Annotated in this window: 25 protein-coding genes; 17 read left to right on the forward strand and 8 right to left on the reverse strand. The window is 69.3% G+C overall.

The window, feature by feature from the left end:
• The first annotated feature begins 320 nt into the window (after positions 1 to 320).
• Both ACWEKM_RS33825 and ACWEKM_RS33830 read left to right on the forward strand, forming a co-directional pair.
• The gene (locus tag ACWEKM_RS33825; protein WP_451625085.1) at positions 321 to 716 is read left to right on the forward strand and encodes a hypothetical protein; all 396 of its coding nucleotides are present in this window, start codon (positions 321 to 323) and stop codon (positions 714 to 716) included.
• A 129-nt stretch (positions 717 to 845) separates the two neighbouring features.
• A complete protein-coding gene (locus ACWEKM_RS33830; RefSeq protein WP_451625113.1) occupies positions 846 to 1,157 on the forward strand; it encodes a DUF6192 family protein in 312 nt (103 codons plus the stop codon).
• 224 nt (positions 1,158 to 1,381) lie between these two features.
• On the opposite strand, the gene ACWEKM_RS33835 is transcribed toward ACWEKM_RS33830, so the two are convergent.
• The 5 genes from ACWEKM_RS33835 to ACWEKM_RS33855 form a co-directional block, all read right to left on the reverse strand.
• Positions 1,382 to 2,629 carry an IS701 family transposase gene (locus ACWEKM_RS33835; protein ID WP_451625086.1) on the reverse strand — a complete coding sequence of 416 codons (1,248 nt, stop codon included), beginning with the start codon at positions 2,627 to 2,629 and terminating at the stop codon, positions 1,382 to 1,384.
• 139 nt (positions 2,630 to 2,768) lie between these two features.
• The gene (locus ACWEKM_RS33840) at positions 2,769 to 4,142 is read right to left on the reverse strand and encodes an FAD-dependent oxidoreductase (RefSeq protein WP_451625087.1); all 1,374 of its coding nucleotides are present in this window, start codon (positions 4,140 to 4,142) and stop codon (positions 2,769 to 2,771) included.
• 13 nt (positions 4,143 to 4,155) lie between these two features.
• Positions 4,156 to 4,953, reverse strand: a complete 798-nt coding sequence (locus ACWEKM_RS33845) for an enoyl-CoA hydratase/isomerase family protein (protein ID WP_451625088.1) — start codon at positions 4,951 to 4,953, stop codon at positions 4,156 to 4,158.
• A gap of 49 nt (positions 4,954 to 5,002) precedes the next feature.
• Complete coding sequence (locus ACWEKM_RS33850) at positions 5,003 to 6,181, reverse strand: CaiB/BaiF CoA transferase family protein (RefSeq protein ID WP_451625089.1); 1,179 nt, start codon at positions 6,179 to 6,181, stop codon at positions 5,003 to 5,005.
• Between the two features lie 198 nt (positions 6,182 to 6,379).
• Positions 6,380 to 7,402 (reverse strand): LacI family DNA-binding transcriptional regulator, encoded by a 1,023-nt coding sequence (locus tag ACWEKM_RS33855; protein WP_451625090.1) that lies wholly within the window; start codon positions 7,400 to 7,402, stop codon positions 6,380 to 6,382.
• Between the two features lie 206 nt (positions 7,403 to 7,608).
• Between ACWEKM_RS33855 and ACWEKM_RS33860 the strand changes: the two genes are divergently transcribed.
• The 4 genes from ACWEKM_RS33860 to ACWEKM_RS33875 all read left to right on the forward strand — a co-directional run bounded on the left by ACWEKM_RS33860 (position 7,609) and on the right by ACWEKM_RS33875 (position 10,856).
• On the forward strand, positions 7,609 to 8,703 hold the full coding sequence (locus tag ACWEKM_RS33860) for a dihydrodipicolinate synthase family protein (protein ID WP_451625091.1): 1,095 nt from the start codon (positions 7,609 to 7,611) through the stop codon (positions 8,701 to 8,703).
• 97 nt (positions 8,704 to 8,800) lie between these two features.
• Positions 8,801 to 9,850, forward strand: a complete 1,050-nt coding sequence (locus ACWEKM_RS33865) for an NAD-dependent epimerase/dehydratase family protein (protein WP_451625092.1) — start codon at positions 8,801 to 8,803, stop codon at positions 9,848 to 9,850.
• 59 nt (positions 9,851 to 9,909) lie between these two features.
• Complete coding sequence (locus tag ACWEKM_RS33870; protein WP_451625093.1) at positions 9,910 to 10,077, forward strand: hypothetical protein; 168 nt, start codon at positions 9,910 to 9,912, stop codon at positions 10,075 to 10,077.
• 29 nt (positions 10,078 to 10,106) lie between these two features.
• On the forward strand, positions 10,107 to 10,856 hold the full coding sequence (locus ACWEKM_RS33875; protein WP_451625094.1) for a sugar phosphate isomerase/epimerase family protein: 750 nt from the start codon (positions 10,107 to 10,109) through the stop codon (positions 10,854 to 10,856).
• A gap of 136 nt (positions 10,857 to 10,992) precedes the next feature.
• Here ACWEKM_RS33875 and ACWEKM_RS33880 read toward each other — a convergent pair whose 3' ends face one another.
• Both ACWEKM_RS33880 and ACWEKM_RS33885 read right to left on the reverse strand, forming a co-directional pair.
• Positions 10,993 to 11,151, reverse strand: coding sequence for a hypothetical protein (locus ACWEKM_RS33880; protein ID WP_451625095.1), 159 nt, complete (start codon positions 11,149 to 11,151; stop codon positions 10,993 to 10,995).
• Positions 11,148 to 11,453 (reverse strand): sigma factor-like helix-turn-helix DNA-binding protein, encoded by a 306-nt coding sequence (locus tag ACWEKM_RS33885; protein WP_451625096.1) that lies wholly within the window; start codon positions 11,451 to 11,453, stop codon positions 11,148 to 11,150. The genes ACWEKM_RS33880 and ACWEKM_RS33885 overlap by 4 nt, the downstream gene beginning before the upstream one ends.
• Before the next feature lie 103 nt (positions 11,454 to 11,556).
• Here ACWEKM_RS33885 and ACWEKM_RS33890 point away from each other — a divergent pair, with 103 nt between their 5' ends.
• From ACWEKM_RS33890 to ACWEKM_RS33920, 7 genes are all read left to right on the forward strand, one after another.
• On the forward strand, positions 11,557 to 12,666 hold the full coding sequence (locus ACWEKM_RS33890) for a substrate-binding domain-containing protein (protein WP_451625097.1): 1,110 nt from the start codon (positions 11,557 to 11,559) through the stop codon (positions 12,664 to 12,666).
• A 91-nt stretch (positions 12,667 to 12,757) separates the two neighbouring features.
• Complete coding sequence (locus ACWEKM_RS33895; protein WP_451625098.1) at positions 12,758 to 14,086, forward strand: ABC transporter substrate-binding protein; 1,329 nt, start codon at positions 12,758 to 12,760, stop codon at positions 14,084 to 14,086.
• 20 nt (positions 14,087 to 14,106) lie between these two features.
• Positions 14,107 to 15,075, forward strand: coding sequence for a carbohydrate ABC transporter permease (locus tag ACWEKM_RS33900; RefSeq protein ID WP_451625099.1), 969 nt, complete (start codon positions 14,107 to 14,109; stop codon positions 15,073 to 15,075).
• Positions 15,072 to 15,932, forward strand: coding sequence for a carbohydrate ABC transporter permease (locus ACWEKM_RS33905; protein WP_451625100.1), 861 nt, complete (start codon positions 15,072 to 15,074; stop codon positions 15,930 to 15,932). The genes ACWEKM_RS33900 and ACWEKM_RS33905 overlap by 4 nt, the downstream gene beginning before the upstream one ends.
• A 52-nt stretch (positions 15,933 to 15,984) precedes the next feature.
• A complete protein-coding gene (locus ACWEKM_RS33910) occupies positions 15,985 to 16,965 on the forward strand; it encodes a hydroxyacid dehydrogenase (RefSeq protein WP_451625114.1) in 981 nt (326 codons plus the stop codon).
• Positions 16,962 to 18,836 (forward strand): DUF2264 domain-containing protein, encoded by a 1,875-nt coding sequence (locus ACWEKM_RS33915; protein ID WP_451625101.1) that lies wholly within the window; start codon positions 16,962 to 16,964, stop codon positions 18,834 to 18,836. The genes ACWEKM_RS33910 and ACWEKM_RS33915 overlap by 4 nt, the downstream gene beginning before the upstream one ends.
• 93 nt (positions 18,837 to 18,929) lie before the next feature.
• A complete protein-coding gene (locus ACWEKM_RS33920) occupies positions 18,930 to 19,175 on the forward strand; it encodes a hypothetical protein (RefSeq protein WP_451625102.1) in 246 nt (81 codons plus the stop codon).
• Positions 19,176 to 19,220: 45 nt separating this feature from the next.
• Here ACWEKM_RS33920 and ACWEKM_RS33925 read toward each other — a convergent pair whose 3' ends face one another.
• Complete coding sequence (locus tag ACWEKM_RS33925) at positions 19,221 to 20,216, reverse strand: LacI family DNA-binding transcriptional regulator (RefSeq protein WP_451625115.1); 996 nt, start codon at positions 20,214 to 20,216, stop codon at positions 19,221 to 19,223.
• Between the two features lie 203 nt (positions 20,217 to 20,419).
• Between ACWEKM_RS33925 and iolC the strand changes: the two genes are divergently transcribed.
• Genes iolC through iolD form a run of 4 tightly spaced genes read left to right on the forward strand, consistent with a single transcriptional unit; the run spans position 20,420 to position 24,966 of the window.
• Positions 20,420 to 21,373, forward strand: a complete 954-nt coding sequence (gene iolC, locus ACWEKM_RS33930) for a 5-dehydro-2-deoxygluconokinase (protein WP_451625103.1) — start codon at positions 20,420 to 20,422, stop codon at positions 21,371 to 21,373.
• Positions 21,363 to 22,235: a Cgl0159 family (beta/alpha)8-fold protein gene (locus tag ACWEKM_RS33935; protein ID WP_451625104.1), complete on the forward strand. Its 873-nt coding sequence runs from the start codon at positions 21,363 to 21,365 to the stop codon at positions 22,233 to 22,235. Before iolC ends, ACWEKM_RS33935 begins: the two co-directional genes overlap by 11 nt.
• A complete protein-coding gene (gene iolB, locus ACWEKM_RS33940) occupies positions 22,232 to 23,077 on the forward strand; it encodes a 5-deoxy-glucuronate isomerase (RefSeq protein WP_451625105.1) in 846 nt (281 codons plus the stop codon). The genes ACWEKM_RS33935 and iolB overlap by 4 nt, the downstream gene beginning before the upstream one ends.
• Positions 23,077 to 24,966, forward strand: a complete 1,890-nt coding sequence (gene iolD / locus ACWEKM_RS33945) for a 3D-(3,5/4)-trihydroxycyclohexane-1,2-dione acylhydrolase (decyclizing) (RefSeq protein WP_451625106.1) — start codon at positions 23,077 to 23,079, stop codon at positions 24,964 to 24,966. Before iolB ends, iolD begins: the two co-directional genes overlap by 1 nt.
• Positions 24,967 to 24,972: the final 6 nt, after the last annotated feature.

The following is a 24,972-nucleotide window of genomic DNA, read 5'->3' on the forward strand; positions in this document are numbered from 1 at the left end:
CTGCTGGAAAACCGCCACCGCCGCCGACAACACGGGCGAACGCGGCACCCGCATCGCCTACCACCTGCGCCGCTTCGCCCGGAAGTACGGTCCCGTTCCCTGCGGATTCGGGAAGACCAGAGGTGCAGCGCCGTCCGGCGTCGTTCAGGAATACTTCCACAGATAGCCGATAGTGAGCCGGCCGCTGTAACTCGCGCCGGTCTGGTCCAGAACCTGTTTCCGATCCTCTGGGACGAACACCTGGCGCTGAGCCCCTGTGGCGGGAGATCCTGACCTTGACCTGTTCGATGCAGTGACTGCATGACGAGATGGTGGGGGCAGTGACAGGCAGCGAGGACGAACTGCTGACGTCGGAACTGGGCGCGCTCGGAGGTGGGGGGAGTGCTTGGGCCGCCCGTCGGCTTGGCGTCGACGTTCACGAGCTAGAAATGACCTGCAGCGCGCCGATGGATGAAGTCCTCGTCGAGGTCGATACCCTCATCGCCACGATGGGCAAGGTCGTAGCGCGGTCTGGGCCCACCGACGGCCGAGCGATTGTCCGCGTCGTCACGGGGTCGGGCGCGCTGAACCTCAACCCGACCGTGGTCACCGTGACGGTGTCCTCTATCGATAGTGCAGGTACAAAGGTTCACATCCGAGGTGTGGCAAAGGAGGGCCTGATCAAACAGCGGGCCGGTCGGAAGGCAGCCGAACGTTTTGCCGCTCTGCTCACGTAGACCGTTGCTTCGCCGAGCGCTTGGACGCGCTGAACCCGGCCAGTTTCATGGGAGGGCGGCGGTGGACGCCGCGCGAGGGCACGCGGTAGGACCTGATAAAGGCGGCGACACGGCAGGAAGACCGAAGAGATCCAGGTCCCGGTCACTGCCCAGGAGAAGGTCGAGGCGATCCGGGAAATGGCGGACGGTGACGAGGCGGTGGCGGCGCAGTTGGCCACCGATTTCCAGCGCCGGCCGGAGGTGGCGTTCAAGGCCATGCGTGATGCCGAGGCGCGGGACAACGTGAACGAGGCCCAGTTCGAGCAGGCCGAACTCCTGAAGACGACGAGTTCGGGGAGGACTACGACAACGCCTTCGGAGTCGGCGAGGACGGCGAGCGGTTCGACGAGCCGGCCCGCATCGTCCACAGCCGGCGGAAGTCGATGGAGTTCACCGATCTGATCGCCGTCTGCCAGGGGTCATCGCCGGGGCCGCGCTGCTGGTTCCCGAAGCTGCGCGAGCACGAAGGTCTCGTCGACGAGTGAGCCTGGAGTCAACGCGCTTACAGGCCCTAGTAGTGCCTGGTCAGGTCGGTATCGGTTCTGGCATGTCGCGGTGACAGGTGGGGCAGGCGCCGGTCCAGACCGCGAGGAGTGACTGCAGTTCGCGGGTGACCTGGTAGAGGCTCAGGCCGGCGCCGTTCCTTTTGGGGATCGCGTCAGCCGCTGGAGGGTGCAGAAGGCGTGTGCGACGGAGAGGAGGGTGACGTGGTGGTGCCAGCCTCTGAAGGTGCGGCCTTCGAAGTGGGTCAGGCCCAGGGCCTGCTTCATCTCGCGGTAGTCGTGCTCGATGCGCCGGCGCAGTTTCGCGGTGCGCACGAGGGTGGCCGGCGGGGTGTCGGCGGGCAGGTTGGACAGCCAGAACTGGACGGGTTCGGGTTCGGTGGCGGGCCATTCGGCCGGCAGCCGGCACACGGGTGGTTCCGGGCCGTCGCAGGCTTTGCGGATCTCGCGTCCGGCGGGACGGATCCGCAGGGCCACGAAGCGGGAGTACATGCGCTTGACGCCGCTGCGGCCACCGCCCGGCCGGGAGCCTTCCCGCCACTGAACCGGCCGGGCCGTCAGCTTGCCTGCTTCGATGACCAGCTTCTTCACCGTCCTGGCCGGTACCGGGTCGACCGGTCGCGGCCGGGGGCCGCGACCGCCGTAGGGCGGAGTATGCGGGTGGGCGGTGGTCGTGGTGGAGATGCCGACCGCGTAGGTGAGCCTGCGTTCTTCCGGGCCCAGCCGGAAGGCTGCGGTATCGCCGTAGCCGCCGCCGGCGACGACGAGCGGGACGTCGATGCCCCACGACCTCGTCTCATCGATCATGTCCAGGGCCGGCTGCCACTTCTCGACGTGTCCGACGTCGGTGGGGATGCCGCATGCGGTGCGGCGGGCCACCTTGCCCGGATCGGCCTTCGGCGAGGCGGGATCCCAGCTCTCGGGCAGGAACAGACGCCAGCCGACAGCAGCCGACGCACCGTTGGAGGCCAGGTGCAGGGACACCCTGGCCTGGCAGTTGGTGACCTTGCCCGCGGTGCCGGTGTACTGCCGGGCCACACACGCCGAGGCGTCGCCGTCCTTGAGGAAGCCGGTGTCGTCCACGACCAGCGCGGTCGGTCTGATCACCTGCTGCATCCGCCAGGCCAGGCGGGCACGGACATGCGCCACGTCCCACGGGCTGGTGGTGATGAAGTGCGCCAGGGCCTGCCGGTTGCCGTCCTCACCCAGCCGGGCGGCCATCGGTTCCACCGACTTGCGCCGCCCGTCCAGCAGCAGACCCCGCAGATACACCGCTCCCCACCGGCGTTGATCCACCCGCGCGAACGGCTCGAACATCTCCGCCGCAAAGTCCTCCAGATCACACCGGACCACGGCCAGCTCCCCACCCATCACAACAGGTCAACGGAACAAGCGATCAAACGGACACGCCACCAGCAAGTGAACCTGACCAGGCACTACTAGTAGTACTTCAGTGATCGCGAAGTCAGACCGGAGCATGAGGAGTTCTTACTGTGATCGCGCCAGTGAGTTACAGGAGACTGCCATTGCCGCGCATCCGTGCGCGCACGGTGACGCCGTCGATGGCGCGATAAGCGCAGCCCTTCTCCAGCGAGATCAAGGTGGCGGTTGCGGCGGCGTGGCCGTACTCGAAGCACTGGGCGGTCACTCGGGCGGAGGCGAGGGCTTCGTGTTCGGCGGAGAGACAGCGGCCGGCGACGATGATGTTCTCCCCATGGGCGGGGACCAGAACGGTGTAGGGCACTTCGTAGTAGTCGTTGAGGAGCCAGTGCAGTTTGGGCCGGTCACCGACGTGCAGTTCGATCGGCCAGGGAGAGCGGACGATTCCGTCGGGGCGCTTGCTGCAGGCGACAACGTCGTCGCTGCGCAGGGTTTCGACCCCGACGATGCTGCGTGTCTGGCGGATTCCGGCCTCGGTTCCAGTGTCGACGACGTACGCGTTCTCACACCCGGGAACGCGCTCGCGGAGGAATCGGGTGTAGGCGCGGACCTGTCGGCGGCCGGACATCTCCGCCCAGGTGAAGTCCTCTGGGTCGATGACGTTGAGCATGCGCCCGTCCGGTCCGCTGAGCCGGGTAGCGTTGACGAGCAGTTCGCCGGGGCGGGTTGTGTTGAACATCCAGATGTGCGAGCGGGGAAGATCGAGCCCGTCGAGTCGGGCGGTCTCGATGCGGGAGCTGACCTCTGGCCCGCAGATGGTGTCTTCGCCGTAGAAGTCCTGGTAGCGAGCCATGTCGACGTTGGCTATGCGGAAGAACATGGTGGGGTTCTGGATTGTGCCGTGGTCACCGAAGTAGGTGCCCAGTCCGGCTCGGGCGGCGACCGCGGCGTCGCCGGATGCGTCGATGGTGCGGGCGGCTCGTACGATGCTGTGTCCGGCGTTGGACTCCAGGACGACGCCCTGGAGGCGGTCGTCGTCGAGCAGCACCCCGACGACCGCGGTGTGCAGTAGCACTCGCACTCCGGCGGCCGTCAGGAGGTCGTCGGCGGTTTCCTTCCACATGAGGGGGTCGTGTGCCTCGGTGTAGGTCTTGCCGTACTTCTGCGGTTTGGTCAGTCCGCCGCGGGCCAGCAGCCCGGCGCGGAAGCGGCCGGTGAACCCCTCTACGATGCGCTCTGAGGGCTTGTCGCGGTCGTCGGCGAGGTAGGAGCCGCAGATGGTGCCGGACATGCCGGCGACGGCGGCGCCCCCGCAGAATCCGTATTTCTCGACCAGGATCACCGATCGCCCTGCCTCGGCGGCGACGGTTGCCGCGGCGACGCCGGCTGCGCCGCCGCCGACGACGACCACGTCGACGTCGGCGAGAACGGGAAGGCTGTCGGAGTCGTGGTTGTTCGGCGAGAGCTGCCAGCCGGCGAACTCCGGCGTGCTGCGCTGCTGCATGGCAGATCCCTCGTCAGTTCTGCTCGGTGGATACTGGGTGAGAGCGTCCCTGGAAGCGCGGCGGACGCTTCTCGACGAACGCGGCGATGCCTTCCTGGCCGTCCCGGGAGTCGAACAGCGTGGTGAGTTTGTCGCGCTCGAGTCGGAACCCCGGGCCGGCTGAGCCAGCTGAGGCGTGGGGGACCGCGGAAGTGACGGCCGCGCGGATTGCAGCGATTGCTGCGGGAGGCTGCGCGGCGAGATGCGTCGCGATGTCCAGTACGACCGAGTCGAGGTCTTCACGGGCACAGACCTGCGTCACGATGCCGAGCTGCTCGGCCGTGGAGGCATTGATCCGCTCGCCGGACATGATCAGCCACTTGGCTCGGTTCGGGCCGATGTGCCAGGTCAGGCGCTGGGTGCCGCCCCAGCCCGGGAGCAGGCCGAGGGAGACCTCCGGCAGCCCGAAGGACGCGTTGGTCTCGGCCACAACGATGTCGCAACTGAGCACAAGCTCGAAGCCGCCGCCGAGGGCGAGCCCGTTGACAGCGGCGATGATGGGGATCGGACTGGTGGCGATGGTGTCGCAGAGTGCGTTGCAGCGCTCGGTGAAGGCGATGAAGGCTTCACGGTCGGCGTGGGAGTAGAAGGCGATGTCGGCACCTGCTGCGAAGGCTCTTCCGGCACCGGCGAGCACGATGGCATGAACCGCCGGGTCGTCGCCGAGCTCTCGCAAGGCGTCCGACAGGGCCTCTACGACCGCATAGTTGATCGCGTTGTACTTGGCCGGCCGGTTGATGGTGACTATGCCGACGCGGTCGCGGCGTTCCACGAGCACGACATCATCAGCGAGCTCGGGACTGAGTGTCTCGGGGCGGGGCTCAGTCGTGGTCACGGACGGCTCCCGTCTCGAGCAGCTGGGTGATCTCGGTGCTGGTGTAGCCGAGTTCATCGAGGACTTCCCGGGTGTGCTCGCCCAGCTGTGGGGGGAGACGGCGTAGACCAGGACGCTGGCCGCCGTAGCGGACGGGGTGCGCGGGGAGTCGGATCTCACCGGCCTGCGGATGGTTGATGGTCATGACGCTCTCGTTGTGCTCGACCTGGGGGTCGGCCACGACATCGGCGTAGTCGTTGACCGGCGCGTGCCAGATGCGGTGCTCGGTGAATCGTGTCGTCCAGTGGTCGGTGGGGTGTTCGGCTATCCGGTCGGCGATGCGGGCGTTGATGTGCTCCCGCATCGCGTACTCCTGATCGGGCTCGATGGTGCTGAACCAGGGCTCGTCGAGCACCTTGGCCAGGGCGTCGGTGCTGGTGAGCGAGACGGTGATGTAGCCGTCGGCGGTAGCGAAGACCCCGTACGGCGCCTTGTAGAACGGCGAAGAGATCCCGGAAGCGCTGCGCTCGCCGCGGAAGCCGTTGAGAAAGTAGGACAACGGTTCGAGCTGGAGGTCGAGCGCGGCGTTGAGCAGGTTGCTCTCGACTCGGGTGCCCTCGCCGGTGCGTTCGCGGCCGTGCAGGGCGGCGAGGATGCCGAGCGCACCGAGGACGGCGCCATGCTGGTCGACCAGGGAAGCCCCGACGGGTGTGGGATGAGCGCCCGCCGCTCCGGTGGCGGCCGCGAGCCCGGACAGCGACTGGATCAGGACATCCTGTCCAGGGCGGTCTCGGTAAGGGCCGTCGGATCCGTAGCCGGACAGAGAGCAATACACCAAGCGCGGGTTTGTGGCCCGAAGGTGCTCGTAGCCCAGGCCGAGCCGGTCCATCACGCCGGGACGGAAGCTTTCGATCAACACGTCGGCGCCGTCGAGCAGCCGGCGCAGCATGGCCTTGCCATCGGCGTTCTTGAGGTCGACGACGACACTGCGGGCATTGCGGTTGCCGAGCAGGAAGAACACCGACACACCGCCGACGTACGCATCCGGGCCGGACCAGGACCGCTCGAATGCCCCCTGCGGGGGTTCCACCTTGATGACGTCAGCACCCAGGTCGGCGAGAAGCTGGGTGGCCGACGGCCCCTGCAGGAAGTGCGTGAAGCTCACGACTTTGATACCGGAGAGCATCTCTCGTCCTCATTAGTCCTTGGTGAGCCCGTCATATGCCCTGGAACCGGCGATACGGCTCTTGCGGCAGGGCGTACAGATCGCGCAGGGGCAGCTGCGGCTGATCCGTGTGACAGACCCGAGTTGACCGGTCTGGGAACGAGTGATGTGCACAATCGAGTGCGCACTGGTGAAGCTAGGCGGCGGGTACCGGAGGTGTCAACTGTTGGACTGGCGCACGGATCGGGTGGATCCGCGGATGAGCAGCTCAGGAACCGGTTCCGTCACGACAAGATCCTTCAGCGGAGCGCCGCCGGCGTGACCGATCAGCATGTCGCAGGCGCGCCGTCCGAGCTCCCGCAGCGGCATCCGTACCGTCGTCACGGCCGGTGTCCAGGTCTCGGCCACCCACGTGTCATTGATGGTCACTACGGATACGTCATCCGGCACCCGAACCCCCCTGCGAGCGAGCGCGGACAGGGCGCCGATCGCGGCATTGACGCTGGAGACGACCAGCCCGGTCGGCAGCGTCGGCGAGCGCAGCAGTTGTTCGACGGCGGCGGCCCCGCCCGAGGCCTCCCACCCCGACCGCAGAACCCACTCCTCCGTGATGGGCAGAGATGCCTCACGCATCGCCGAGCAGAATCCGTCGTGGCGGCGGACGGCTGTGTCATGGGTCGGTACGCCGGCGAGGTGCCCGATGCGCTCGTGTCCCAGATCGATGAGATGCCGGGTGGCCATCATGGCGCCGGCCACGTCGTCGAGCACCACTGCCCCGGTCCGCCCGGGCAACTTCGAGTTGATCAGCACCGCGGGATGCAGGCCGGTCAGGGCCTCGCCGAGCATTGCGTCGTCGAAGTCCTCCCGGCGCTGCAGCAGCACCCCGTCGACGCGACCGGCCGCGACGAGTTCGCGTAGCTGCTCGCGCCCGGCCGGTGGTGGATCGATCTGGGCCAGCAGCACCGCCATCCCGCCTTCGCGGGCACGGTCCTCGACTCCACCGAGCAACTCGGCGAATACTGCGTTGTTCACGTCCGGCACGATCAGTCCCACCGCGCCGGAGCGGGCGAAGCGCAACGCGCGAGCACGATGGTTGGGTACGTACTGAAGACGGTCGGCCGCGTTGCGCACCCGCTCGCGGGTGGCGTCGCTGATCCGGGCGCGTTCATCGCCGGTCAGTACGCGGGAGGCCACGGACCGGGAGACGCCGGCGGCATCCGCCACCTCCTGCAGCGATGTCATGTCCCGGAGTATAGATCCGCCTCGATCATCTGAACAATCGGTTGTCTTGGACTGCGCAACCGGTTGTGCACGATCGATGTCTGTGCTTGACTCCGTGATGGGTCCGAGTGAGTAACACATTCACCCGACGAGCCGACCCTCGTTCGTGCGGGCAGCCGAACGAGATAGGGGAAATCCCGGCTCGTCTTTCCGAGAGGTCGATGACGATGTCGATCAGTTCCACGGCTCTGCCTTTGCCCATCGCGGAGCTCATCCGTGACGGCGCTGTCCTACCCGCCCATCCGTTGGCGCTCGACGAGTCCGGCCGCCTCGACGCTGTCCGTCAGCGGGCGCTGACCCGCTACTACCTCGACGCCGGCGCCGGCGGAGTCGCGGTCGGGGTGCACACCACCCAGTTCGCGATCCGCGAGCACGGCCTTTACGAACAGGTGCTGCGCATCGCCGCCGAGACCACTCGTGACTGGGCTGATCGCCCGGCCGCGCTCGTTGCCGGCGTCGCAGGCGCCGCCGACCAGGCTCTCGCCGAGGCCGTAACCGCCCGCGACCTCGGCTATCACGCAGCTCTGCTCAACGTGGCCGCGTTGCGCGAATCCCCTGAGTCCGAGGTGCTCGCGCACTGCCGACGCGTCGCGGAAGTGATGCCGATCATCGGATTCGCGCTGTTGCCGGAGGTCGGCGGGTTCCACCTCAGCTACGAATTCTGGCGGGCTTTCGCTGAACTCGACAATGTCGTGGCGATCAAGATGGCGCCCTTCGACCGCTACCGCACCCTCGACATCGTCCGGGCCGTGATTGACGCCGACGCGACGGAGCGCATCACCCTTTACACCGGCAACGATGACCACATCGTGCTCGACCTGGTCACCCCCTTCGCCCTGCGCCGCGCCGACGGCTCGAAGGTCACGGCGAGGATCAAAGGCGGACTGCTGGGGCATTGGAGCGTATGGACCAGGCGCGCGGTCGAACTGCTCGACCGGATCCACGCCCTGCCCGACGGCGCACCGGTGCCGGCCGACCTGCTCGCGCTCGACCCGCTGATCACCGACGCCAACGGCGCCGTTTACGACGCCCACAACGCCTTCCGCGGCTGCATCCCCGGCTGCCTGGAGGTGCTTCGCCGCCAGGGCCTCGTACGCGACGTGCGGTGCCTGGACCCGGCTGAGCAGCTCAGCCCCGGACAGGCAGCACAGATCGACCGCGTCGTGCAGAGGTATCCCGACCTGACCGACGACGCGTTCGTCGAGGCCAACCTCAAGCGCTGGCTCTCCGACGACGGAGCCTCGATCGACCTGGTCGCCTGAGCGGCTGCACGCATACGCCGCAACGCTCCGGCTGCGACCCATGCGATCCCCTCGCGCTCCCTTTCCTGTACGACACGGCACCCTCGCGGAGACAGCCATGCCCGACATCCCGGTCCTGCACCCGGACATGTTCCCGAAGCACTTCACCGACCTTGATCACCTTGAGGACTTCATGTCCACCCCGACCGCCGAGGCCCTCGCCGACCTGCAGGACCTCGACGGCGACGTCGCGATCCTCGGGGTCGCCGGGAAGATGGGCGTCACCCTCGCCCGCTTGATCAAGAAGGCCGCGCCACACAAGCGGGTCATCGGCGTCGCCCGGTTCTCCGACGCCGCCGCCCGCGAGCGACTCGAAGCCTGGGGTGTGGAGACCATCGCCTGCGACCTGCTCGACCGTGAGGCGGTGCTCGCCCTGCCCAAGGTGCCGAACGTGATCTACATGGCCGGGCTGAAGTTCGACACCGGCGGCCGTGAGGACTTCCTGTGGGCGATGAACACCCTTGCCCCCGCCCACGTCGCCGAAGCCTACGCCGGCTCCCGCATCGTGGCTCTGTCCACCATCCACGTCTACCCATGGAGCAACCCACTGCACGGCGGCGTCACCGAGGCAACGCCGCCCACCGCCCGGCCGGGGGAGTACGCGAACTCGGTCGTCGGCCGGGAACGGATCTTTCAGTACTTCTCCCGCCAGCACAGCACCCCCGGCCGACTCGTCCGCTTCGTCTACGCCATCGACATGCGCTACGGCGTGCTGCAGGAGATCGCCCGCTGGGTCCTCGACGGCGCCGAAATCCCGCTGGAGACGGGTGCGGTCAACATCATGTGGCAGGGCGACGCGATCAATCAGTTCGCCCGCCTGTTGCGGCACTGCGAGGCGCCCGCCGGCCCGATCAACATCGGCAATCCCGAACTGACGAGTGTCCGGCGCATCGCCACGGGGTTCGGCGAGGCATTCGGAGTCGAGCCCCGCTTCACCGGAGCCGAGACCGACTGTCTGGCGGTGAACTGCGACAAGGCCGCCGAATTGCTCGGCAACCCGATCGTGCCATTGAACACGATGATCAATTGGGTTGCCGCATGGACCAAGGCGAACAAGCCGGTACACGGCAAGCCCAGCAAGTTCGAGGTGCGCACGGGCCGGTTCTGATCCAAGCCCCGCGCGGCAGGTCCCTCCACCTCCTCAACGCTGAGTCCCTGGAGACGACGATGTCCGACACCACACAGCCGGCCGCACAACAGCACTCCTGCGGCTGGTTCAAGGGCACAGAACTTCCCAGACTGGGCGCGCTCACTCTGGAGGAGTTGGAACGCTGGGTCGCCGGAGTGCAGCTACGGCATCAGATATACCTTGCAGAGCTGGAGGCACAGGATTGACTGGGCAACTGATCCCGGGACTGGTATCCGTGACGTTCCGCCACCTCGAGGTGGCCAACGTACTCGACCTGGCCAACCGTGCCGGCCTGCGCGCCGTCGAATGGGGCGGCGATGTCCACGTTCCTGCCGGCGACGCCAGGTCCGCGCGTCAAACTGCGCAGATGAGCGCCGACGCTGGAGTCGAGATCGCCGCCTACGGCTCCTACTACCACGCCGGCTACGACACGCCGGCGAACTTCGAGCCCGTCCTGCGTACCGCCATCGACCTCGGCGCACCTCGGATCCGCATCTGGGCGGGAAGGCGCGGTTCGGCTGATTCCGACGCATCAGCCAGGACCCGCGTCGCCATCGACCTTTACCGCGTCGCCGAGTTGGCGGCCGAGCACGGTATCGAGATCGGTGTGGAGCACCATCCGAAAACGCTGACCGACACCCTAGAGTCCGCACTCGAGCTCTATGCCGCCACTGGCCACCCTGGCGTGCGGCCTTACTGGCAACCGCGGACCGGCCAGGGCAGCACATCATCACTGGTGGAGGTAGCAACCCTGCTCCCGTCGCTGGTCACCGTGCATGTCTTCACCTGGACCCGCAATGGTGAGCGCCGGGCGCTTGCCGACGGCGCGGCACTCTGGAAACCGGTGATCGCCGCTCTCGCCGGGGAGCACGGCCAAGGACCCGCCCAGGACAAGCGGTACGCACTGCTTGAGTTTGTCCAGAATGACGATCCGGCAGCGTTCCTGACCGACGCGGCAACGCTATGCCGGTGGCTGGCACTTTGACTTCCTCAGTCCGCCCTCAGCTCTCCCATGGCTGGCCAACGAACCGACCTTTGGGGTTGTGGGCCGACTCGGGCCGAGGGGCCGGCGCCCCCGAATGGCGGCGTCGGCTCTCCGCCTCTCAACGATCTGCAATCCGCTATCCGGCGTTACGCTCATCGTGCAGACGCTCGCTCGCCAGATCGGCGGCGACCGCCCACACCCGCTCGAACGGTAGGTTCAGGTGCTCCTCCGCGCACAGCGGGGCGTGCAGCCGCGCGGCCAGCACCCGCAGCCGAGTCACGGCGTCCACACTCATTGCTGCCATGCCTTCCGGAACGCCGAACGGGCCTGGTGCAACCGGGACTTGACGGTGCCGGGCGCGACCCCGAGCAACTCGGCCACGCCGCGTTCGTCGATCTCCTCCAGCTCGCGGAGCACCAGCACGGCACGATGGTGTACGGGCGTCAGCGCCAGCAGATCTCGCACCTGCGCCGGCGATTCCCCGTCGCCGACTCCGCCGGCCAGCCGCTCGATCTCCCTGGTCTCCACCGCCCGGCACAGCCGGGTCACATAGGGCGTCACCACGGTCAGCATCTCGTCCATCACCAGGGACACCATCGCCTCCCCTGCGCACGAGGGGTGGGTCCGTCCCCGGCGGCCGATCGCTATTCTGGAGCCAAAGCGTTCAAACGAACGTCTAGGCGCGGCAAAGGGGTCTGGGATGCGAGAGCCTGTGGACGTACGGCGGCGGCAGATACTCGCCACGGTGCAGGCGCGCGGCGAGGTGAAGCTGACCGACCTCGCGGGCGACCTGGAAGTATCGATCATCACTATCCGTCGCGACGTCGAAGAACTCACCCGGGCCGGGAAGCTGCGCCGCGGACACGGCGTGGCCCGGTCGGTGGTGCCGGTGCAGCGGGCCGAGCCTGCCGCGGAGCCGTCCGGTGGGACGGTGGGGATCGTGGTGCCGGAGCGGCACGCATATCTGTTCGAAACCATGAACGGCGCCCGCGAGGTGCTGCAGGCCGCCGGCGTCCGGCCCGCGCTGCTGATCGCGTCGCAGGCGCCGGGCACCGAGCGGCCCATCATCGAGCGGGCATTGGCGGACGGTGTGCGGGGCCTGCTGCTCGCGCCGCGCTGGCGCAGCACCGCGGCCGAGGAGGGCGACTACGACTGGCTCGCCGCCACGTTGGCCGACGTGCCCGCGGTGCTGATGGAGCGCCGCCCCCGTCCCGGCAGCGTGCTGCACGCCATGGACTCCGTCTGCTCCGACCACTGGTACGGCGTGCACCTGGCAGTCGAGCATCTGCTGGCGCTCGGCCACCGCCGCGTGGTGCTCGCCGCCCGCGACGACAGCCCCACCGCCCGGGCCGTGCGGGCCGCCTTCGCGGCGATCGCGGCGGAACGCAGCGGCGGCGAGCGGTGGGACGTTATCAGCAGCGCGCCGGACGCCGAACCCGATTACGGTCCCGGTACCCCGGTCGAACTCGCCGCGCTGCTGCGCAGGCGCGGCGCCACCGCCGCGATCCTGCACGGCGACGTCGACGCGCTGGTGCTGGTGCAGCAGCTGGCCGACGCCGGGCTGAAGGTGCCGCAGGACTGCTCGGTGGTGGCGTACAACGATGTGGTCGCGGCGCTGGGCAACCCGCCGCTGACGGCCGTGGCACCGCCGAAGTCCGAGATCGGACGGATGGCCGCCGAGGTGCTGCTGCGACGGCTGGGGCACGACGGGAGGGGGCGTACAGACGGTGGGGCGGTAGCGCCGAGCCGGGTGGAATTGCTGCCGGCGCTCGCGGTGCGCGGGTCGACGCAGGCCGTAACGACTGTTTGACCGCTTTAGATTTCTCTGATCGAGATATTGACCGTAACCGTTCAGACGGTCAGGATTCCCGTGTTTCCAACATGAGCCGCGGGAGGCCCTCATGCCCGCTCGACCCAGCCGCCGCACCTTGCTCACCGCAACCACCGCCTTGTCGGCGGCGGGTGTGCTGAGCGCCTGCTCCGGCGGCAGCAGCACTTCGGCACGCACCGGCGGCGCCGTCCACATCACCTTCTGGTCCGCGCTGCGTGGCAGCCAGGAGGTGGTCGATGCCTTCAACCGCACCCACGATCGCATCCAGGTCGACTTCCACCAGATACCCTCCGGCTTCCAGGGCGGCTTTGCCAAGCTGAGCAACGCCGCCCGCGCCGGCAACGCCCCCGACGTCGCCACCATCGATTGCCCCCAGGTCCCCGGCTTCGCCATCGACGGCGTCGCCCGCGACCTCACCGACCTGATCAGCGACCGGCTGCGCCGCAAGCTGCTGCCACAGGCGCTCGCCCTCACTACATTCGAAAAGCGCACGTTCGCCGTGCCGCTCGATGTCGAGCCGATGGTGCTGCACTATCGCACCGATCTGTTCGAACAGTTTGGCCTGAAGGTGCCACGCACCTGGGAGGAGTTCGCGGCAACGGCCCGTACGGTGCGCCGCAAGTCCAAGGGCCGAAAACTGGCGCTCTTCCCGACCGACGGCGCCGTACAGTTCGCCGCCTACGCCTGGCAGGCCGACGCCCAGTGGTTCGACACCCGCGACGGCGCCTGGAACGTCTCCCTCGCCGACGCCCCCACCCGCAAGGTCGCCGCGTACTGGCAGCGGATGCTCGACGAGGACCTGGTCTTCGCCAACGGCAGCGAAAGCAGCCAGTACAAGGCCCAGGTCGGTAACGGCCTCGTGCTGACCCGGCTCACCGGCGCCTGGGACGCCGGCGCCCAGATGTCCGCCCACCCCGGCGACAAGGGCCGCTGGCGAGTCGCCCCGCTGCCGCAATGGGACCCGGAGAAGCCGGCCGTCGGCACCCACGGCGGCTCCGCCTTCGCCGTTACCAAAGACAGCAGGCACCCCGAGGCCGCCATGGAGTTCATCGCCTGGCAGGTTTCCCACCCGGACGCGCTCAAGGCCCGCCTCTCCAGCGGCGCCAGCAGCCAGTATCCCGCCGTCACCGACCTGGTTCCCGTCGGCCGCGCCGCCTTCCCCCAGGCGTACTACCGCGGCCAGGACATCTACACCCTCTTCAACCAGGAAGCCGACAAGATCCGCAACGGCTGGCTCTGGGGCCCGCGCATGACCGCCACCCAGCGCATCATGCAGGACGGCTTCGCCAAGGCCGCCGGCGGCGCGGGCTCCCTCCTCGGCGCGGTACGCAACGCCCAGGACGGCACCATGCCGGACCTCAAGGCCCTCGGCCTGACCACCACCCAGCGCAGCTCGTAGTGAAAGGCAGGTGACATCCGATGACCACCACCGCCAGCCCGGCCCGTACGGCACCGGCGCCCGACGCCGCGCCCGCCCGGCGTGCCCGCGCGAGCGCGCGCCGCCGCAAAGGCGGGGCCTGCGCCGTGCTGATGGCCCCGTTCCTCGTCCTGCTCGCCGTCGTCTTCCTGATCCCGGTCGGCACCGCCGTCTGGCTGAGCTTCTTCAGCGACGACCAGCCCGGGCTCGGCTTCGGCCCGGAACGCACCGTCTTCGTCGGCCTGCGCAGCTATGCCGCGGTGCTGGCCGACCCGACCTTCCTCGGCGGGCTCGGCCTGGTGGCGCTGTTCTGCCTGGTCTACATCCCGCTGATGGTGCTTGGCGCCCTCGCCCTGGCGCTGCTGCTCGACTCCGGCGTCGTACGGCTGCGGGCCTCAGCGCAGCTGGCGCTGTATCTGCCGCACGCGGTGCCCGGCATCATCGCCGCGATCATCTGGCTGTACCTGTACACCCCGGGAATCAGCCCGGTGGTCGAGCTGCTCGCCAAGGGCGACATCCAGGTCGACTTCCTCGGTGTGCACACCGTGCTGCCGTCGGTCGTCAACATCGCGCTGTGGAGCAACCTCGGCTACAACATGGTGATCTTCTACGCCGCGCTGCAGGCGGTCCCGCGCGAGGTGATCGAGGCGTCGGTGGTCGACGGCGCCGGCTGGCTGCGCACCGCGCTGCAGGTCAAGACGCCGCTCGTGCGGTCCTCGACCGTGATGGTGGCGATGTTCACGCTGATCTGGGCGCTCCAGCTGTTCACCGAGCCGATGCTGCTCAGCCAGTCCACGCCGATGATCAATTCGCGCTTCACGCCCAGCATGTACATCTACGACGCGGCCTTCACCCGCAACAACTACGGTCTGGCGGCCGCCGCCTCGGTGATCGTGCTGCTCTGCACCATCGCCCTGTCGTACGGCGTCACCCGCTGGACGAACCGCAGCCGCAAAGGGGTCCAGGGATGAGTGCCCGCTCCGAGTTCCTCCGCCCGCGGCTGCTCGGCCGCACTGCCGTCAACACCGTGGTCGGCATCGCTGTCCTCTATACCCTGCTGCCGGTGCTGTGGCTGCTGCTCGCGGCGTCCAAGGACCGCGACTCCCTCTTCAGCGGCAACATCCTCGACCTCAGCCACTTCTCGTTCGGCCAGAACCTGAGCGACCTCTTCGCCATGGACGGCGGGCTGTACGGCCGCTGGTACGTCAACAGCCTGCTGTACGCGGTGCTCGGCGCGGCGCTGAGCGCATTCATCAGCGTCGCTTGCGGCTACGCCTTCGACAAGTACCGCTTCAGGCACAAGGAGAAGGCCTTCGGCCTGGTGCTGGCCGCGGTCATGGTGCCGCAGACGGTCCTCGCCCTGCCGCTGTATCTGATGGCCTCGGCGGTGGGGGTGGTCAACACCTTCTGGGCCGTCTTCATCCCGGTGCTCTTCAACCCCTTCGGGGTCTACCTCGGCCGGATCTTCAGCGAGGGGTACGTACCCCGTGAGGTCCTCGAAGCCGCGCGGGTCGACGGCGCCGGCGAGCTGGCCACGTACGCGAAGGTGTCGCTGCGGATGCTCGGCCCCGGCCTGGTCACGGTCTTCCTCTTCCAGCTGACCGCGATCTGGAACAACTTCTTCCTTCCCATGGTGATGCTGTCCGACCAGGACCTGTATCCACTCAGCCTGGGCCTGTACACGTGGAACAGCCAGGCCGTCGTATCGCCCGAGTACTACCCCGTCGTCGTCATGGGTTCGCTGCTGGCGGTCCTGCCGCTGATCGCCGCCTTTGTGCTGCTGCAGCGGTTCTGGCGCTCGGGACTGACCGCAGGAGCCGTGAAGTGAGCGCAGGAGTCATCAAGTGACACACCCGCACCATCCGAAGACCGCCCTCGCCATGGGACCAGAAGCCGCCAAGGCCGTCCTTACCCCGCACACCCGGGCAACCTTCGCCGCCGTCTGCGACCTGCACGAAGGCCCCGTACTCGACGACTTCACCACCCCGTACGCACGCGAGGTGCTGGGCGACACCGAGCTGCTCATCACCGGCTGGGGCTGCCCACCCATCGACGCCAGGGTGCTCGCCTCCGCGCCCCGGCTGCGTGCCATCGTGCACACCGCCGGCAGCGTCCGCGGTCACACCACTGACGCCTGCTGGGAGCGGGGGATCGAGGTGTCCTCAGCAGCGGCTGCCAACGCGCTGCCGGTCGCGGAGTACGCCGTCGCGATGATCCTGCTCAGCGGCAAGCAGGTGCTGGAGCGGGCCAGGGACTTCAAGGCGGCGCGCACCTGGCAGGACCCGTTCGCCGTCCCGCAGTCGGTCGGCAACTACCGGCGCACGGTAGGCATCCTGTCCGCCTCTCTCATCGGCCGCCGCACCATCGAGCTGCTGCGCCTGCACGACCTGCGGATTCTGCTGCATGATCCGTACGTGACCGAGGACGAGGCGCGGCAGCTGGGCGCCCGGCCCGTCGGCCTGCGGGAGCTGTTCGCGGAGAGCGACGTGGTCAGCGTGCACACGCCGCTGCTGCCGGCGACCCGAGGTCTGGTCGACCGTACGCTCCTCGATGCGATGCGCCCCGACGCGGTGCTGATCAACACCGCCCGCGGCGCCGTCGTCGACCAGGAGGCCCTCACCGACGCGGCCACCGCGGGCCGGATCCGCGCCGTCCTGGACGTCACCGACCCGGAGGTGCTCCCGCCCGACCACCCGCTGTGGGACTGCGACAACGTCACCATCACCCCGCACCTGGCCGGCTCACAGGGCAACGAGTGGGGCCGTCTTGCCGACCTCGCCGCCGGTGAGGTGGCCCGCTGGGCGGCGGGCGAGGGCTTCGATCATCCCGTACGACGCGAAAGGCTGGCCTACCTCGCATGAGAGACCACATACAACTCACCGCGGACGACCGCGAGCTGAGCCCGCACACCGGCTACACCCGCGAGCGCTGGGAGGCCGTGGCCGACGGGCTGCTGCGTGCGGCCTGGCGGTTTGCGACGCCGCGCGGGGCGCTGCTCGACCTGCCGGGGCGGCCGTCGGAGTCCGGGGTGCGCTCGGACGGGATCGAGGGATACGCCCGTACGTTTCTCGCCGCCGCGTTCCGTACCGCGGGCGCGGGCGGGAAGGACCCGGACGGGATGCTGGAGCGGTACGCCGACGGGCTGGCCGCAGGGACCGCGACGCCCGGGCGTGACGATGCCGAGTCGTGGCTGCCCATCCGCTCAGGCCAGCCGATGGTGGAGTCCGCGTCAGTGGCCCTCGGCCTGCGGCTGACCCGGCCGTGGCTGTGGGACCAGCTGGAGGAGGGCGTGCAGGACCGGGCCGAGGCGTGGCTGCGGGGGGCGCTGCGGCACGTGCCGGCTCCGAACAACTGGTACTTCTTCCCGTACGCGGTGGCCGGATTCCTGGAGTCGGTCGGCCGCGGTGACGCGGAGACGGCGCGCGCCCATGAGCGGGCGGAGGAACTGCTCGAGGGGTGGTATCGCGGCCAGGGCTGGTATGCGGACGGCGACGGGCGGGCCTTCGATCACTACAACGGGTGGGCGCTGCACCTGTATCCGGTGCTGGACGCCTTCCTGGCCGGGGATGCTGCCAGGCTGTCCCGGCACGGGGCGCGGCTGCGCGAGCACCTGGAAAGCTATGCGCTGCTCTTCGGCGGGGACGGGGCGCCGATCCACTTCGGCCGGTCGCTGACGTATCGTTTCGCGGCGGGCGCGGCGGTGGGGCTGGGCGCGCTGACGGGGAACACGCCGCTGTCGGCGGGGGCTTCGCGGCGGCTGATCAGCGGCTGTCTGAAGCACTTCCTCGATCGCGGCGCGGTGGGTGCGGACGGGCTGCTGAGCCTGGGCTGGTACGGTCCGCACGCGGCCACGGTGCAGGCGTACTCGGGGCCGGCGTCCCCGTACTGGGCGTCGAAGGCCTTTGTCTCGCTGCTGGCCCCGGCCGGGCATGAGCTGTGGACGGCGAGGGAGGAGTCGGCCCCGGTCGAGGCGGCGGACCGCGCCTTGGCCCTCCCAGGTCCCGGCCTGCTGATCCACTCCACGCGGGCGGACGGGATCGTGCGGCTGCACAACCACGGCAGTGACCATGTGCGCCCGCACGAGGGCGAGTCGGCCGCGGAAGACGACCCACATTACGGGCGGCTGGCGTACTCCACAGTGACCGGCCCGACCTCCGACGCCAACACGGCCGACAACCATTTCGCCGTCGAGGTCGACGGCGTGCCGAGCGTCCGCCGCCGCATCCATCCCCTGGGCGCGGGCGACGGCGGCGGCTTCGGCTGGGCGGCGTCCTGGCACCGCCCGGTGTTCGCGAGCGGCCACGAGACGCTGCCCGGGTTGCGGGTGGAGAGTGTGACGGTCGTGCGCGGCCCGTACGAGGTGCGGGTGCACCGGGTGGTGGGCGCCCCGCCGGGCGCGCGGGTGACGCTGACCGGCTGGGCGACGGGCCGGGAGGACGAACTGGCTACGGTGCTGGAGCCGTTGCTGGGGTGGAGCGAGCGGGGTGAGGTGCGGGCACCCGAGGGCACGGCGTACACGCGGTGGGCGCGGATGCCGCGCCTGAGCGGTGCAGCGGAGGGCACGAAGGTGTTCGTGGCGCTGGCGGCGTTGAGCGGTGAGCCGGTGGAGAGTGCGGCGGTCACCGGTGTGGACGAGGACGGCCGCAGTGTGGAGGTGCGCTGGAGTGGTGACGGCTCGGTCACCCGGATCGCCTTCGACCCCGTCGAGATCCGCGTGGTGGCCGTCCGATGAGGGCGAACCGGCATCGTTCGGCAACATTGACCCGGACCGGGCTGGTGTGTGCGTAGACCTGCGGGCCGATGACCGCGGGGTGCTCGCCTCCGCGTGCTGCTGCTGGGCGCGAACATCGACGCCGGCCAGATCGGCGAGCTCGGACGCCAGGCCGCGGTCGTGGTGGTCGGCGGACAGTTCACGTCCAGCCAGGTGAGTTCCGTACACCCGTCCGAGGCCTCCGGCGTCCAGCAGTTCATGGACTATCTGGTGGAAATCGAACATCGCGGCATCGTTCATATCGACGGTGGCGTGAAAACTTCGTCGGCGAACGACGCAAGGCCGAACCGCGGCTGGTGATGCGCGGCACCACAAGACCACCCCGCGACGCCTCGGAGTAGCGCTTCACGCCTGCGGACACCGACCGCTCGTGCCCCGGACGACCAGCTTCGGGTCGAGCACCGCCTCCCTGGGCTCCAGGTCTGGTTTCTCCAGTCGCTCGACGGCGAAGCGCACCGCGTGCTCAGCCATGAGGGGAGCGTCCTGGCGGACGGTGGTGAGGCCGACGGGCATGAGGTGCGACAGGTGGCTGTCGTCGTAGCCGACGACGGACACCTGGCCGGGGACGTCGATGCCGGCCCGGATCAGAGTCATCAACAGGCCCATTGCGCATCGATCGTTGCCGGCGAGCACCGCAGTGGGTAGCGCCTGGCCCTGGTCGCGCTCCTGCATCAGCATCCGGCCGGCCTCGATGCCCGACTGCTCGGTGTGCTCGCCGGGGATCACCCGCAGCTCGTCGGCCAGCCCGTACCGACGCATCGCCGCCCGGTAAGCGCGCCGCCGGTCTGTCGAGCCGGGGCCGCGGCCGCCGTCGATGTGCACAATCCGCCGGTGGCCGAGCTCGACGAGGTGGTCCATCGCCTGCCGGACGCCCTTGCCCTCGGCGGAGTGGACGAAGTCGACGCGGGCGTGCGGCGCGGCGCGGCTGACCGAGACGGTGGCCGCCCGGCGGCCGAGCGCGTCGAGAAAGGCCGGCTCCGCCTCGGACCCCAGCAGGATCACCGCCTCGCAGCGGTGGCTGAGCAGCGCCTCCACGGCCTTGGCCTCGTCGCGCCCGTCGGCCGTCGAGGACAGCAACACGTCGTAGCCGAGTTCCTCGGCCAGTGGATAGATGCCCTCGACCAGATCCGCGTGGAAGGTGTGGCGCACCGAGAACATCACGCCGAGGGTGCGGCTGTGCCCGCGGGCCAGCAGACGGGCCGCGCGGTCCGGCTGGTAGCCGATCTCGTCGGCCACGCGCAGCACCCGCTCACGGGTCTCCTCGCCTGCTCCCGGCTGGTTGCGGAAGACGATCGAGACCAGCGCCCGGGAGACGCCCGCCTTCTCTGCGACGTCCGCCATCGTGGGCCGCTGTTTGCCCGGTTTCGCCACTTGCTCCACCTTCCGTTGCCCGACTGCCGGCCCGTGGCCGGGAAATCTCCTGGCGACAACCTATTGACATGACATTCGGGTCGGCGTCATCGTACTCGGACTAGAGCGCGCTAGTAGAGCGCGACAGTCAAGTGAGCCGGACCTCTCCCCAGAAGGCGAAGGAACCACGCGTGATGCCGTTCGAAGTGCTGACGATGGGCCGGGTGGGCGTTGATGTGTACCCCCTGCAAACTGGCGTGGGCCTGGCGGAGGTCACCTCGTTCGGCAAGTACCTGGGCGGCAGCCCTACCAATGTCGCGGTGGCGGCCGCCCGCCACGGGCACCGCAGTGCGGTGATCACCAAGACGGGCCGCGACCCGTTCGGTGACTTCGTGCGCAACGCGCTCGGCGGCTACGGCGTCGACACCCGCTACGTGGGGTCCTCGGACATCGCCCCGACCCCGGTCACCTTCTGCGAGATCTTTCCGCCGGACAGTTTCCCGCTGTACTTCTACCGTCGGCCCAAGGCCCCCGACCTGGACATACGGGCGGAAGAGCTGGAGCTGGACGCGGTCGCGGCGGCCCGGATCCTGTGGTTCACCGGCACCGGCCTGAGCGAGGAGCCGAGCCGCACGGCGACGCTCACCGCTCTGCGCCACCGGTCACGGCAGGGCACCACGGTCTTCGACCTCGACTGGCGGCCGATGTTCTGGAGCGACCCGGACCAGGCGCGGTCCCTGTACGCGGAAGCGCTGCAGCACACCACGATCGCGGTCGGCAACATCGACGAGTGCGCGGTCGCCACCGGCGAGCGCGAGCCGTACGCCGCGGCACAAGCGCTGCTGGCGGCAGGGGTGGAGCTGGCCGTGGTCAAGCAGGGCCCAAAGGGGGTCCTGGCGATGGACCGGGCCGGCGGCGTCGCCGAGATCCCGCCGGTGCCGGTGGACGTCGTCAACGGGCTCGGCGCGGGCGACGCGTTCGGCGGCGCGCTCTGCCACGGACTGCTGTCCGGGTGGGAGGTGCCGCGCACGCTGACCTTCGCCAACGCCGCCGGTGCGATCGTCGCGGGCCGACTCGCCTGCGCCGACGCCATGCCCGAGGAATCCGAAGTAGAAGCCAAGCTGCGCGAGGTGAACAGTGCCGTCTGACAAGGTGAGCCGGATCGTGGAGGCCAGGGTCGCGGACCCGGGCGCAATCGCGGCGGCAGCCGCCCGACGCGTGAAAGCGACATCGCTCTTCGGTGAGCACGGCAAAGTGATGATCATCGCCGCCGACCATCCGGCCCGCGGCGCCAACGCGGTGGGTTCCGATCCGAGCGCCATGGCAGACCGCTTCGAACTCCTCGACCGCATGTGCATCTCCCTGGAGCGGCCGGGCGTCACAGGCGTGCTGGCGACCGCCGACATCCTGGAGGACCTGCTGCTGCTCGGGGTGCTGGACGGCAAGAGCGTCTTCGGCTCGATGAACCGGGGCGGGCTCGCCGGCTCCTCCTTCGAGATCGATGACCGGTTCACCGGGTACGACGCGCAGGCCATCGCCGAGATGAACTTCGACGGCGGCAAGATGCTCACCCGGATCGCCCTGGACGACCCGGCGACACCTGCCGCTCTGCAGAACACTGCCCGCGCCGTCGACGAGCTCAACGACCGGCACCTCATCGCGATGGTCGAGCCGTTCCTCTCCTCGTGGCAGGACGGCAGGATCCGCAACGACCTGTCCACGGACGCCGTCGTCCGCTCCGTCACCATCGCCTCCGGGCTCGGTCGGCGCAGCGCCTACACGTGGCTGAAGCTACCCGTCGTACCGGACATGGAGCGGGTGCTGGCCTCCTCGACCCTGCCCACCGTGCTTCTGGGCGGCGAGGTCAAGGACCCCGAGGCCGCGTTCGCGTCCTGGGGCAAGGCTCTCAAGCAGCCCACCGCGCAGGGCCTGACCGTCGGACGGTCCCTGCTCTATCCCTCCGACGGCGATGTGGCCGGCGCGGTGGACCGGGCGGTGAGCCTGTTGTGACCCACACCGACTCGACCACGCACCATCTGCCCAAGGGCAGCTCTGCCGACGGACCGTACGACCTCGAGGTCACGCCGAAGTCCGCCCGCTGGGGGTACTCCGGGCTGCGGGTCCTGAGCCTGGTGCCGGGCGAGGCACACGCGCTGTCCACCGCGGAGTGCGAGGTCCTGGTCCTGCCGTTGCGTGGCGGCTGCACCGTCACCGTCGACGGACAGCCCTTTCACCTGGCGGGCCGCAGCGGCGTCTTCGACGCGGTCACCGACTTCTGCTACCTGCCGCCCGGAGCACGGGCCGTCATCAGCAGCGCGGACGGCGGCACCTTCGCGCTGCCGTCTGCCCGCACCGAGGACGTCGGACTGCCGGCCCGGTACGGCGCCGCCGCAGGCGTCCCCGTCGAACAGCGCGGTGCGGGCCACTGCGCCCGCACCGTGCGCAACTACTGCCTGCCGCACAGCTTCGACGCCGCCAAGATCCTGGTATGCGAGGTGCTGACGCCCGGCGGCAACTGGTCCTCCTATCCGCCGCACAAGCACGACGAGCACCGGCCCGGCGAGGAGAGCGAGCTCGAGGAGATCTACTACTTCGAGATCGACGGCGGCCCGCACGGCTTCGCCCACCAGCGCGTCTTCGGCACCCTTGAGCGGCCCATAGACGTGCTCGCCGAGGTCCGCTCCGGCGACGTCGTCCTCGTGCCGCACGGCTGGCACGGCCCGTCCATTGCGGCCCCCGGACACGATCTGTACTACCTCAACGTCATGGCCGGCCCCGGCGAGGAACGGGCGTGGCGGATCTGCGATCACCCGGACCACGCGTGGATCCGCGGCACCTGGAAGGAGACGTGATGGCGGCGCCGACGATCCGGCTGACGACCTCCCAGGCACTGGTGCGGTTCCTGGCCAATCAATACAGCGAGCGGGACGGGGTCGAGCAGCGGCTGGTCCCCGGAATGTGGGGGATCTTCGGGCACGGGAACGTGGCCGGGGTCGGGCAGGCGCTGCTGCAGGCGGCGCAGACCGGAGAGGCCGATCTGCCCTACTACCTGGCGCGGAACGAGCAGGGCATGGTGCATGCGTCGGTGGCGTACGCGAAGATGCGCGACCGGCTCGCGGTCTTCGCCTGCACGGCCTCCACCGGCCCCGGCTCCACCAACATGATCACGGGGGCGGCGCTGGCCACCACCAACCGGCTGCCGGTGCTGCTGCTGCCGTCGGACATGTTCGCCACCCGGACCGCCGATCCGGTGCTGCAGCAGTTGGAGGACACCCGCGGCGGGGACGTGACGGTCAATGACGCCTTCCGGGCCGTGTCGAAGTACTTCGACCGCGTCTCCCGCCCCGAGCAGCTGATCCCGGCCGCGCTCGCGGCGATGCGGGTGCTCACCGATCCCGTGGAGACCGGAGCGGTGACGCTCGCGCTGCCTCAGGATGTGCAGGCGGAGGCGTACGACTGGCCGACCGGCTTCTTCCGCCGCCGGATCTGGCATGTCGGCCGCCCCGTGCCGGAGGAAGACGCGGTGCGGCGGGCTGCGGAACTGCTGCGCCGCGCCGAGCGTCCGCTGATCGTCGCCGGGGGCGGGGTGGTGTACTCCGGCGCCGTGGAGGAACTGCGGGCCTTCGCCGCGACCACGGGCATCCCGGTGGCGGACACGCACGCGGGCAAAGGCGCCGTCCCCTGGGATCACCCGGTCGCGGTCGGCGGCATCGGCTCCACCGGCGCGTACGCAGCCAATGAACTGGCGCGGCAGGCGGACGTGGTCCTCGGCATCGGCACCCGCTACTCCGACTTCACCACCGCCAGCCACACCGTCTTCGCCCACCCCGACGTGGCCTTCGTCAACCTCAACGTGGCCCGACTGGACGCGGTGAAGCACTCCGCGCAGCCGCTGGTCGCCGACGCCCGCCTCGGCATCCAGGCGCTGGCGGCCGAGCTGGGTGACTGGCAGGTGGACTCCGGCTACCGCGAGCACGTCCGGACGCTCATTGCCCGGACGCGGGAGATCGAGGAGACCTGCTTCGCCGGGGAGCGCCACAGCGGCGAGCTGCCGGCCCAGAGCCAGGTGCTGGGCACCTTGAACGAGATTCTCGACGACCGTGCCGTGGTGATCAATGCGGCCGGTTCGATGCCCGGCGACCTGCAGCAGCTGTGGCGGGCCCGCGATCCGAAGGCCTACCACGTGGAGTACGCCTACTCCTGCATGGGTTACGAGGTCGCCGCCGGGGTCGGCGCGAAGATGGCGGACCCGTCGCGGGAAGTGGTCGTCCTGGTCGGGGACGGCTCGTACCTGATGATGGCCCAGGAGATCGTCACCATGGTCTCCGAGGGTCTGAAGGTCATCGTCGTCCTGGTCCAGAACCATGGCTTCGCCTCCATCGGTTCCCTCTCCGAGGCCCTCGGCTCGCAGCGCTTCGGCACCAAGTACCGCTACCGGGACGGCGGCTCGGGGCTGCTGGACGGCGCGGTGCTGCCGGTCGACCTGGCCGCGAATGCCGCCTCCCTCGGCGCGGACGTGCTGCGCGCCGCCTCCGTCGGCGAGTTCCGTGCCGCGGTGGAGAAGGCCCAGGCCGCGGACCGCACCACCGTCGTACATGTCGAGACCGACCTGTACGGCCCGAACCCGCCGGCGCACGGCTGGTGGGACGTGCCGGTCAGCCAGGTCTCCGCCCTGGAATCCACCCGGTCCGCGTACGAGACGTACGCCGCCCACCAGGGCACCCAGCGCCGCTACCTCTGACAAGGA

The organism is Streptomyces sp. NPDC004752 (genome assembly GCF_053601275.1).